The organism is Sphingomonas sp. Leaf10 (assembly GCF_001421245.1).
In the GTDB taxonomy this organism is placed as follows: domain Bacteria; phylum Pseudomonadota; class Alphaproteobacteria; order Sphingomonadales; family Sphingomonadaceae; genus Sphingomonas.
In genome coordinates this window covers 21,106-30,536 of the sequence record NZ_LMKE01000034.1, presented here as the reverse complement: position 1 = coordinate 30,536, position 9,431 = coordinate 21,106, and the positions used below count along the sequence as shown (strand labels likewise).

At 66.9% G+C, this 9,431-nt stretch carries 14 protein-coding genes and 1 tRNA gene; 10 read left to right on the top strand and 5 right to left on the bottom strand.

Translation table 11 applies throughout. The annotated features are described in order from the left end of the window. From ASE59_RS20825 to ASE59_RS20135, 4 genes are all read left to right on the top strand, one after another. On the top strand, positions 1-236 hold a 236-nt coding region (locus ASE59_RS20825; RefSeq protein ID WP_235515836.1), incomplete at its 5' end, for an FYDLN acid domain-containing protein. A 119-nt stretch (positions 237-355) separates the two neighbouring features. Continuing rightward, positions 356-431 (top strand) — tRNA-Ala (locus ASE59_RS17915). Between the two features lie 251 nt (positions 432-682). Next, the gene (locus ASE59_RS17910) at positions 683-1,351 is read left to right on the top strand and encodes a Crp/Fnr family transcriptional regulator (RefSeq protein WP_162235339.1); all 669 of its coding nucleotides are present in this window, start codon (positions 683-685) and stop codon (positions 1,349-1,351) included. Between the two features lie 86 nt (positions 1,352-1,437). After that, the gene (locus tag ASE59_RS20135; protein ID WP_162235338.1) at positions 1,438-1,593 is read left to right on the top strand and encodes a hypothetical protein; all 156 of its coding nucleotides are present in this window, start codon (positions 1,438-1,440) and stop codon (positions 1,591-1,593) included. Between the two features lie 3 nt (positions 1,594-1,596). Here the strand turns inward: ASE59_RS20135 and ASE59_RS17905 are convergent, their stop codons facing one another. After that, positions 1,597-2,901 carry an MFS transporter gene (locus ASE59_RS17905; protein ID WP_056459638.1) on the bottom strand — a complete coding sequence of 435 codons (1,305 nt, stop codon included), beginning with the start codon at positions 2,899-2,901 and terminating at the stop codon, positions 1,597-1,599. 122 nt (positions 2,902-3,023) lie between these two features. Here ASE59_RS17905 and pgsA point away from each other — a divergent pair, with 122 nt between their 5' ends. Genes pgsA through ASE59_RS17890 form a run of 3 tightly spaced genes read left to right on the top strand, consistent with a single transcriptional unit; the run spans position 3,024 to position 4,281 of the window. Beyond that, on the top strand, positions 3,024-3,590 hold the full coding sequence (gene pgsA / locus ASE59_RS17900; RefSeq protein WP_056459636.1) for a CDP-diacylglycerol--glycerol-3-phosphate 3-phosphatidyltransferase: 567 nt from the start codon (positions 3,024-3,026) through the stop codon (positions 3,588-3,590). After that, the gene (gene moaD / locus ASE59_RS17895; RefSeq protein ID WP_056459633.1) at positions 3,590-3,847 is read left to right on the top strand and encodes a molybdopterin converting factor subunit 1; all 258 of its coding nucleotides are present in this window, start codon (positions 3,590-3,592) and stop codon (positions 3,845-3,847) included. The genes pgsA and moaD overlap by 1 nt, the downstream gene beginning before the upstream one ends. After that, positions 3,844-4,281 (top strand): molybdenum cofactor biosynthesis protein MoaE, encoded by a 438-nt coding sequence (locus ASE59_RS17890; protein ID WP_056459630.1) that lies wholly within the window; start codon positions 3,844-3,846, stop codon positions 4,279-4,281. Before moaD ends, ASE59_RS17890 begins: the two co-directional genes overlap by 4 nt. 42 nt (positions 4,282-4,323) lie before the next feature. Here the strand turns inward: ASE59_RS17890 and ASE59_RS17885 are convergent, their stop codons facing one another. After that, complete coding sequence (locus ASE59_RS17885) at positions 4,324-4,770, bottom strand: hypothetical protein (protein ID WP_056459627.1); 447 nt, start codon at positions 4,768-4,770, stop codon at positions 4,324-4,326. Between the two features lie 48 nt (positions 4,771-4,818). Further along, a complete protein-coding gene (locus tag ASE59_RS17880; protein ID WP_056459624.1) occupies positions 4,819-5,529 on the bottom strand; it encodes a hypothetical protein in 711 nt (236 codons plus the stop codon). Positions 5,530-5,653: 124 nt separating this feature from the next. On the opposite strand from ASE59_RS17880, the gene ASE59_RS17875 reads away from it, so the two are divergent. Next, the gene (locus ASE59_RS17875) at positions 5,654-5,875 is read left to right on the top strand and encodes a hypothetical protein (RefSeq protein WP_056459621.1); all 222 of its coding nucleotides are present in this window, start codon (positions 5,654-5,656) and stop codon (positions 5,873-5,875) included. Between the two features lie 4 nt (positions 5,876-5,879). Next, positions 5,880-6,779, top strand: a complete 900-nt coding sequence (gene rarD, locus ASE59_RS17870) for an EamA family transporter RarD (protein WP_056459618.1) — start codon at positions 5,880-5,882, stop codon at positions 6,777-6,779. A gap of 4 nt (positions 6,780-6,783) precedes the next feature. Here rarD and ASE59_RS17865 read toward each other — a convergent pair whose 3' ends face one another. Next, complete coding sequence (locus ASE59_RS17865) at positions 6,784-7,347, bottom strand: glycine zipper 2TM domain-containing protein (RefSeq protein WP_056459615.1); 564 nt, start codon at positions 7,345-7,347, stop codon at positions 6,784-6,786. 92 nt (positions 7,348-7,439) lie between these two features. Beyond that, positions 7,440-8,264 (bottom strand): class I mannose-6-phosphate isomerase, encoded by an 825-nt coding sequence (locus ASE59_RS17860; protein ID WP_056459613.1) that lies wholly within the window; start codon positions 8,262-8,264, stop codon positions 7,440-7,442. 129 nt (positions 8,265-8,393) lie between these two features. On the opposite strand from ASE59_RS17860, the gene ASE59_RS17855 reads away from it, so the two are divergent. Next, complete coding sequence (locus ASE59_RS17855; RefSeq protein ID WP_056459610.1) at positions 8,394-9,401, top strand: outer membrane protein assembly factor BamD; 1,008 nt, start codon at positions 8,394-8,396, stop codon at positions 9,399-9,401. Positions 9,402-9,431 lie beyond the last annotated feature (30 nt).

The following is a 9,431-nucleotide window of genomic DNA, read 5'->3' as shown; positions in this document are numbered from 1 at the left end:
TCACCTGCATCAATTGCGGCGTGCACTGGAACCCCGAACCGATCTTGAAGTCGAAGCAGCCGCTGCCGTTCGAGCAGGTAAAGGTCGAGAAGGAAGGCACGAAGGACGCCGATCTGGGCGACGATCTGGACATTGAGGGCGACGACGAGCCTTCGGCCGACGACGATGTCGATCTGGGCGGCGACGACGATCTGGGCGTCGACACGTCCGACGAGGACAACGAAGCCGAGCGTTGATCTTTTTGGGGCGGCGGGCGCAAAAGGCGCTTGCCAAACCGGCGCCCTCCGCATAGAGGGCGCTCCTCCCCGCAAGGGGAAGCGAGGCCGCCGACCAGCAGCGGCTTCGCAAAATGGACGGGGCCGTAGCTCAGCTGGGAGAGCGCTGCAATGGCATTGCAGAGGTCAGGGGTTCGATCCCCCTCGGCTCCACCATTTCCAAATGGCCCCGCAGCGATGCGGGGTTTTTTGTTGCCTGTACCTGCCGGTTTCGGCGACGGTATGCCGTGTACGGGCGCGACGCTGCAAACGCGTTGCAAAATGTGTAAGAAATCCGCGCGATTAAACCAGTATAGCGAACGGAGCAGCAACAGCCGCTAGCTGAAAACCCTATGACAGGGGGCCAAGCGCTGCGGTATCGTTCGCGACTGTTCGCATATTCCGGATTACACGCCGCAGACCGCGTCTTGATCGACGACCTGCTCGATCAGCGTCAGCGGAGCATCGCGCCGCGCCGCGACATCGTGTCGGAAGGCGAGGTGCCGCGATTCGTGCATTTCGTGCTGGAGGGATGGGGGTGCCGCTATCGGCAACTGCCCGACGGACGGCGGCAATTGCTGTCGCTGCTGTTGCCGGGCGACCTGTTCGATTCGCATGTGCAGGTGGTCGGGCGGATGGACCATGGCATCGGCGCGCTCACGGCGATGACGGTGGCGGAGGTGGTGCCCGACGTGCTGAGCGCGCTGGCCGACGACCATGCCGCGATCGCACGGGCGCTGTGGTGGAACGACCATGTCGCGTTCGGCACGCACCGCGAATGGATCGCCAGCCTGGGGCTGCGCTCGGCGCGCGAGCGGATCGCGCTACTGTTCTGCGAAGTGTATTTCCGGCTGCGGCTGGTCGGGCGCTGTCCGGCGCGTACCTGCGAATTCCCGCTGACCCAGGCCGATCTGGCGGAGGCGACCGGCCTGACGCCGGTGCATGTCAACCGAATGGTGCAGGAATTGCGCCGCGAACGGCTGATCGAATGGGCGGGGCGGTCGCTGACGATCCTCGACCTCGACCGGCTGTGTCAGGTGGCGTCGTTCACCCCGGCCTATCTGCATCTCGACCGGACGGTGGCGGCGGCGGGGTAGGGCCTGTACCGCGCGTCCCGCTTTCGGACCGGCGGGACGCGATTGACCTTGGGCGAATTCGTAAACGAAACGTTAAGGCGGTGATGATGAAACCGCAGCCCGTCCCCCCGCGCCGTCACCCCTTCCGCGCCAGCCTGCCCAGGATGGCGAGCCTGCCCGTGTCGAGCGACGACAGCGACCTGAAGCTGTTCGCGGTCAGCTTCACCGCCTTCTTCATCTGCTTCTATACGTTTCTGCTCTGACGCTTATGCGGGGCAGCCGTCCTTGCACGCCTTGTTCAGCCGCGCGGCGAGCCATGCTGAGATCAGGCACATACCGGCGACGATCAGCAACATGTCGGTCGGCCCCAACCCGACCTTGGTCAGCAGGATCACGCCGATCGCGCCGACCGTCATCGATGCGCAGTTGACGACATTGTTCGCCGCCACCGTCCGCGCGGTCTGGTCCTTGGTCACGGTGGTGGTCAGGAACGCATAGAGCGGCACCACGAACATGCCGCCGAAGATCGCGATCAGCGCGAGCGTGGCGAGCAGCAGCAGCGATTGCGGATGGGTCACGAAATCGACGACCCCGTAGAGCGTGTCGCCGGGCGCCGGCACCCAGTTGCGCGCCTCGAACGCGAAGGCCAGCACGCACACCGCCATCGCGATCACCGATGCCGGCGAATAGCGCGCCGAAATCTGTCCTTTCAGCAACGCGTTGATGATGACCGATCCGATCGCGACCCCGATCGAAAAGATGGCGATGGTCAGCGACGCGACCTGTTGATCGGCGGTCAGGATATTCTTCACCAGCACCGGAAAGATCACGATCAGCACCGACCCGATCGTCCAGAAGAAGCTGATCGACAGGATGGCGAGGAACAGGCGGCGGATATGCATCGTCGCGGCGATCAGGTGCCATGACGACGTCAGCGGATTGAAGTTGATGGTCAGTTCGGGGCCGCTGCGCGGCGCCGGCGGCACGAAGCGCCCGGTGACCCAGCCGATCAGCGCCACCACGACCACCAGTCCCGCCGCCCATTCGACGCTGATCCACCCCGCGACGATCGTGCCGGTCAACACCGACAGATACGTCGCCGCCTCGATCAGACCGGTGCCGCCCAGCACCTGATGATCCTCCAGATGCTGTGGCAGGATCGCGTATTTGATCGGCCCGAAAAATGTCGAATGGACGCCCAGCATCACGACGGCGCTGAGCATCATCACCACGCCGGTCGTGACATAGCCGGTGCGCGCGATCAGCATCCCCGCCGCGCCATAGAGCATGATGCCGATCTCGGCGGTCTTGACGATGCGGATGATCCGCGCCTTGTCGTGCGTGTCCGCGAGCTGCCCCGACAACGCCGAGAGCAACACGAAGGGCAGGATGGCGAGGCCGGTCGCCAGCGCATTGAAATTCTGTTCGCTCGCCGGGTCCTTGAACAGCTGGTAGGTCGCGAACAGCACCATCGCGTGCTTGAACAGATTGTCGTTGAACGCGCCCAGAAACTGGGTGACGAACAGCGGCAGGAAACGGCGCTGCTTGAGCAACCCCAGCGCATTTATCATTCGAACAGCGACCTAATTATGTCCCCGCAGGGTGTCGCGGGGGTGTAGCCGAGCCGAACCGCCCGGTTCAATCGCCGATTGCCGCTTTCGCCGGGGGGCGCCGCGGTGCTAGACCGCGCAGCGTGTTGACGCTTCCCAATATCCTGACGCTGTCGCGTATTCTGGCGGTGCCGCTGCTGGTCGCGTTCCTGTGGTGGCCGATGTGGGAGGCGGGCTATGCGATCGCCTTCGCGCTCTACTGCCTGATGGGAATCACCGATTATTTCGATGGTTACCTCGCGCGGGCGCAGGGAACGGTGTCGAAGCTGGGCGTATTCCTAGACCCCATTGCCGACAAGATCATGGTCGCCGCCGTCATCCTGATGCTGGTCGGCACGCGGCACGACGTGGCGATCATCACCGGTATCCACCTGATCGCCGCGCTCGTCATCCTGCTGCGGGAAATCGCGGTGTCGGGCCTGCGCGAGTTCCTCGCCGGGATCCAGGTATCGTTGCCGGTGTCGAAGCTCGCCAAGTGGAAGACGACGCTGCAACTGGTCGCGTTCGGCGCGCTGATCCTCGCCGGGGCCGTCCCCGCCTATCCGTTCGTGCACATCACCGGGCTGGTGTGCCTGTGGGGCGCGGCGGTGCTGACCGCGATCACCGGCTGGGACTATCTGCGCGTCGGTCTGAAGCATATGGACAGCTGATGCCGATCGATATCCTCTATTTCGCGTGGGTGCGCGAGGCGATCGGGCAGGGCGGCGAACGCGTCGACCCGCCGGCCGACGTGACGACGGTCGCCGGACTGGTCGACTGGCTGGCCGCGCGCGGCGGCGGCTATGCGGTGGCGTTCGAAAACCGCGAACGGCTGCGCGCGGCGGTCGATCAGGCGTTCGTGGCCCTCGACACGCCACTTGCCGGCGCGCGCGAGATCGCTCTCTTTCCCCCGGTGACCGGCGGATGATCCGCGTCGTCGTACAGGAAGCGCCGATCGATCTGGCGGCGGAATTCGCGCTGGCCGAGGCCGAGGATGCCGGGGCGGTGGCGACCTTCACCGGGCTGGTGCGCGGCGACGACGGGGTGACCGAACTGGCGCTCGAACATTATCCGGGTGCCACCGAACGCGCGCTGGAGGCGCTGTGCGACGAAGCGGTGGCGCGGTGGTCGCTGGCGAAGGCGGTGGTCGTGCACCGGGTGGGACCAATGGTGCCGGGCGACCGGGTGGTGTTCGTCGCCACCACCGCGCGCCATCGCGGTGCGGCGCTGGAGGCGTGTGCGTTTCTGATCGACCGGCTGAAGACCGGCGCGCCGTTCTGGAAGCGCGAGCGGCGCGGCGGCGAAGCGCGCTGGGTCGAAGCGCGGGAAAGCGACGACACCGCCGCGGCACGCTGGGGATGAGCGCGGTCTAGCTCGCCCCGGCGCGGGTTGGCGACGGGTCGATCAGGCCGCCGCCAGCCAGACCCCCGCCGGTTCGTCATCATTCGCCGGCTTGCGCAGGGTGCGTACCCGCCGCGTCCGCCGGCTGCGACCACGCGGCAGCAGTCGCGCAACCCACAGCCGCACCGCCGTACCCCGCACCGCGCCGGCCACCGCGAACGCCGCCAGCATCGCATCGAGATACGCCGCGATATCGATCATCGCCAGCACTCCGGCCAGTTCGGGCGCGCCCATCGCCGACACGACGATCATGTCGCCGCCCATCCACAACACCGTCCCCGCCGCTGCCGACACGATGGCGAACAGCAGCCAATGCCCCGGCGTCAGCTTCGCCAGGCGCTTTGCCACCGGGACGACCAGCACCCTTGCCAGCACCTGCGCCAGCGGCAGGTCGGGCCATAGCCGCAGGATGACGATGCAGGCGATAAACGTGAAAGCGACGATCAGCATGGTTCCCCCTGCGTAACGACATGGGGAGCCGACCGACGCGCGTAAAGGTCAGCCGCCGTCGACGACCAGGTCGACCGACGTGCCCTGCCCCTCGGGCGACAGGAACACCGCATAGGCGGCGTTGCCGCGCGTACCGCCCAGCACATGCTGATCGCCATCGGCCTGGTGCTCGGCCGAATAGCCGCCCTTGGTCGCACGGGTGTAGAACCAGTCGACCATCCGCCCGACCGGCTGCGCGATCGCGAAGCTGACCACCCGCAACCGGCAGCCATCGGCATCGGTCCCCGCCGCTTCGGTGACGCGCGCATCGGGATGCAGCGCGAAGGCGGCGGGCAGGCGATTGGCCCATCCCGCCGAATAGCCGACCTTGGTCGCGCATTGCCGGTTGCCGCCGCGCTGCACGCTGGCAAGTTCGCCCAGCGTCAGCGCCTCGCGCCCGCCCTTGCACGACGGACAGGCGCCGGGCGCGGGGGCGGATTGCAGCGCTTCCTCCGGTGCCGCGCTGCCCGCCGCGACCGTCGGGGCCGGGGCGGCGGCGCTGTACGGCCGGTCGGGCGGGCGCACCGCGTCGCCATTGGCCTGTGACGTCAGCGTCGGATCGACCATGATCTGGTCCTGCAGCGCAGCCGTCACCGCCGGATCGGTCGCGTTCGCCCGGGTCAGTTGCGCGTCGAGCGTGTCGAGGCCGTTGTCGGGCGCGCCTCCGCCGCCGCATCCGCCCAGCAGCAACAGGATCGCGAAGGGCAGGGCACGAATCATCGTCGGACGGCTCCGGTGGACAGTCGGCGGCGATCCTATGGACATCCGCCTTAAGATTCCGTCGTACCGTAAAAAACCATTGCTGCCATTGCTCGATCGCGGGCGGGGGGCCATGTCCTGTCCCATGCTGAACATATTCTCGATCCTGATCGGCCTCGTCGCGCTGGTGCTGGCCATCCCGGCATTGATCCCCGTCATCTCGCTGATGAACTGGATCGTGTTCCCGATCGCTCTGGTCGGCTTCGTCGTCGGACTTTTGTCGTCGAAGACATCGGGTCGCAACTTGAACATCATCATCCTGATCGTCAGCGGCCTGCGCCTCTTCCTGACCGGCGGCCTGATCTGACGACATGAGCGAGGGGGCGGACCGGCAGGGGCTGGCGTTCGGCGTCGGCGCCTATGTCCTGTGGGGTTTGCTGCCCCTGTATTTCCGGTTGCTGGGGTCGATCGACGCGGGCGAGATCGTCGCGCAGCGCGTGCTGTGGTCGGCGCTGCTGGTCGCCGGCATCGTCATTGCCGCACGTCGGGGGGCACAGCTGCGCGCGGCGTTTACCAATCCGAAGGCGCTGGCCAACCTGATCGCCAGCGCCGGCTTCATCGCGATCAACTGGCTGGTCTATGTCTGGGCGGTGCTGCACGGACAGGTGCTGGCCGCCAGCCTCGCCTATTTCCTGAACCCGCTGCTCAACGTCCTGCTCGGCGTCGTCCTGCTCGGCGAACGCATGAACCGGACGCAGGCAATCGCGGTCGCGCTGGCCGGGGCGGGGGTGGCGCTGTTCGCGTTCGGATCGTCGTGGGTCGCGCTCGGCATCAGCCTCAGCCTCGCGATCAGCTTTGCGCTGTACGGCCTGATCCGCAAGACGGTGTCGGTCGGCGCGCTCGAAGGGTTGATGGTCGAAACCACGCTGCTCGCCCCGGTCGCCCTCGGCTATCTGTTGTGGCTGGGAGCCAGGCAGCCGCTGGCGTTCGAAGCCGGGGCCGGCATGGCGGGTATGCTGGTGCTGGCCGGTGCGGTCACCACCGCCCCGCTGCTGCTCTTCTCCGCCGCCGCGCGCCGACTGCGGCTGGCGACGATGGGCATGCTGCAATTCATCGCGCCGTCGCTGCAATTCGTGCTGGCGATCGCGGTGTTCGGCGAAACGCTGACGCCGACCCGGTTCGCCTGCTTCGGCCTGATCTGGGCCGGCCTCGCCGTCTATGTCATCGGTGGCCGGCCGGGGCGGCGCAACACCGCCCCGGCTACCCGCTAGGCGATCAGCGGCAGACCACCTGCCCGCGATCGACCGACCGGCCGAGCAGCGCACCCGCACCGCCGCCGATCAGCGTGCCGAGCAGTCGCGAATCGCCGCCCGCAATCACATTGCCGAGCACGCCGCCGCCCAGGCCACCGATAATCAGGCCGGTCGTGCCGTCGCTACGCCGGCAATAATAGCGGTTGTCCTGCCCGCGATAGACGCGGTCGTTGCGGCTCAGCGCGCGGGTCCGGTAATATTGGCCGTCGCGATAATAGCGGTCGGCGAAGTAGCGATTCCGCCCCGGTTCGAACCGGTTATAGTCATAATTGCGATAGCCGCGCCAATCGCGCTGGTTCTGGCCCAGGTCGCGGCGCGCCTCGCGCACGTCGCGATTATAGTCGCGGTCGGCACGGCGCAGGTCGCGGCGGTCATCGGCGCGGCGGACATCGCGGCGGTAATCGCGACGCGCGTCACGGATGTCTTCGCGATATTCCTGGCGCGGGGTCTGCGCCATCGCCGGTGCGGCGGCCATGGTCGGCAGGGCAATCGCCGCGACCAGCGCGGCAAGGATCGGGGTACGCATTGTACTTCTCCACTCCGTGAGGATGGCAAGTAGAACGGCGTGCCCCGATCCAAGTTGCGTGAACGGAAAACTACGTTCCGTTCACTTTTGGGTCAGCTATATTTTTCGCCCGGATAGGCGAACAGCAGATCGGCATCTTCGCCCGACCGGACGGTAACTTGCCCTTCGAAGGTCAGGCAGTCGCCCGCGCTCCACGCGACGCCATCGGCGTTCCCTGAGCCGGTGATCGGCACGAACCAGCCCTTGACCCCCGCCGGCACCGTCACCGCGCGTTCGCCGCCGCTCCAGCGTTCCAGCACGAATTTCGGCCCGTCGACCAGGATGCTGCGATCCTCGGCGATCTTGCCCGGCGCCTCGGGTGCCACGAACGGCCGCGCATCCGACACCGCGACGCCGTCTTCCAGATGCAGTTCGCGCGGACGACCATAATCGTACAGCCGATACGTCGTTTCCGAATTCTGCTGGATCTCGATCAGCGTGATGCCGGCCCCGATCGCATGGACCGTGCCCGACTTCGCATAAAAAAAATCGCCCGCCTTCACCGGCTTCCAGTCGAGCTTCGCCTCGATCGACCCGTCCAGCGCCGCATCGCGCAGCTGTTCGGCGGTCATCGGCTCCAGCGTGCCCAGCGCGATCGTCGAATCGGGTTCGGCGGCCAGCAGCGTCCAGCATTCGTCCTTGCCGCGCGGCAGCCCGCGCGCCTGTGCCTGACGATCGTCGGGATGGACCTGCACCGACAGTTTTTCGGACGTGAAGAGGTACTTGACCAGCAGGTCGGGGGTGTCGTCGCCCGGCGTCTTGTACCAGATTTCGCCGACCGGATCGCGGTCCGCCGGCTGGTCTTCGAAACCGAAGCCGAGGCTGTGGCGCCCCCATGGTTTTTCGACGCGGTGCATTTCGAGCTTGGTGACGGGCATGAACGCACTCCGATTGGGCGTTGGACAGGTCGCGGCTCCCATGCGCGAAACCCATGGTTAGCGCTACCCCTTACCCCCCAAGCGAAAGGGACTGTTCGCGATACCCCTTGCGCAGTAGAAGCGTCGCCCATGCGTACCGTATCGACCCGCGCATCCGCGCTCATCCTCGTCGCTCTCGCCGGCGTCGGCCTTTCCGCCTGTGCCCGTGGCGGCGCGGGGGCCGGCCGCGATCTGCCCTATGTCGCCCGCGACGTGGGCACGCTCTACACCGCCGCCAAGAGCAGGCTCGACCGCCAGCAATACAAGGTCGCCGCCGCCCTGTTCGACGAGGTGGAGCGCCAGCACCCCTATTCGATCTGGGCGCGCCGCGCGCAGCTGATGGGCGCGTTCAGCTATTATCTCGACGGCGACTATACCAAGGCGATCGCCGGGGCGCAGCGCTTCCTGTCGGTCCATCCGGGCAACCGCGACGCGCCCTATGCCTATTATCTGATCGCGCTCTCCTATTACGAGCAGATCAGCGACGTGACGCGCGACCAGAAGATCACGATGCAGGCGATGGACGCGCTGGGCGAATTGTCGCGCCGCTATCCCAACACGCCCTATGCCGCCGACGCCCGGCTGAAGCTCGACCTCGTGCGCGATCACCTCGCGGGCAAGGAGATGGAGATCGGCCGCTTCTATCAGCAGCGCGGCCAGTGGCTGGGCGCGGCGATGCGCTTCCGCGCGGTCATCGACCAGTATCAGACGACGACCCACGCGCCCGAGGCGCTGATGCGCCTGACCGAAACCTATCTGGCGCTGGGCGTGCCCGAAGAGGCGAAGAAGTCGGCGGCGGTACTCGGCGCCAACTATCCGGGCACCGACTGGTATCAGCGCGCCTATGACCTCATCAAGGACAAGAGCCCGCCGCCGCCCAAGCCGATCCCGGTCAAATACGCCGATCCCGCCCCGCCGCCGGTCGGCACGGTAACCGTCGAACCGGCCGAGGACACGCCCGAAGCGTCGCTCAACCCCGCCGGCACGCCGACTCCGCCCGCGACCACCCCGCCGGCGGTCACCGGATCGCCGACCGGCCCGACCGACGGCACGACGACCAGCGGTTCGGGCGGATCGGTCGGCAATCCCGGCAGCTGAGGCGATCGAATCTTCTCCCCTCCCTGACAA

What these genes read in the sequence shown, in the direction of transcription:
- ASE59_RS17855 (WP_056459610.1), top strand. Translation starts at nt 8,394, where the DNA reads ATGCGTACCGTATCGACCCGCGCATCCGCGCTCATCCTCGTCGCTCTC.
- rarD (WP_056459618.1), top strand. Translation starts at nt 5,880, where the DNA reads ATGAGCGAGGGGGCGGACCGGCAGGGGCTGGCGTTCGGCGTCGGCGCC.
- ASE59_RS17885 (WP_056459627.1), bottom strand. Translation starts at nt 4,770, where the DNA reads ATGCTGATCGTCGCTTTCACGTTTATCGCCTGCATCGTCATCCTGCGG.
- ASE59_RS20135 (WP_162235338.1), top strand. Translation starts at nt 1,438, where the DNA reads ATGAAACCGCAGCCCGTCCCCCCGCGCCGTCACCCCTTCCGCGCCAGC.
- ASE59_RS17890 (WP_056459630.1), top strand. Translation starts at nt 3,844, where the DNA reads ATGATCCGCGTCGTCGTACAGGAAGCGCCGATCGATCTGGCGGCGGAA.
- ASE59_RS17860 (WP_056459613.1), bottom strand. Translation starts at nt 8,264, where the DNA reads ATGCCCGTCACCAAGCTCGAAATGCACCGCGTCGAAAAACCATGGGGG.
- ASE59_RS17875 (WP_056459621.1), top strand. Translation starts at nt 5,654, where the DNA reads ATGCTGAACATATTCTCGATCCTGATCGGCCTCGTCGCGCTGGTGCTG.
- ASE59_RS17865 (WP_056459615.1), bottom strand. Translation starts at nt 7,347, where the DNA reads ATGCGTACCCCGATCCTTGCCGCGCTGGTCGCGGCGATTGCCCTGCCG.
- ASE59_RS17905 (WP_056459638.1), bottom strand. Translation starts at nt 2,901, where the DNA reads ATGATAAATGCGCTGGGGTTGCTCAAGCAGCGCCGTTTCCTGCCGCTG.
- moaD (WP_056459633.1), top strand. Translation starts at nt 3,590, where the DNA reads ATGCCGATCGATATCCTCTATTTCGCGTGGGTGCGCGAGGCGATCGGG.
- ASE59_RS17880 (WP_056459624.1), bottom strand. Translation starts at nt 5,529, where the DNA reads ATGATTCGTGCCCTGCCCTTCGCGATCCTGTTGCTGCTGGGCGGATGC.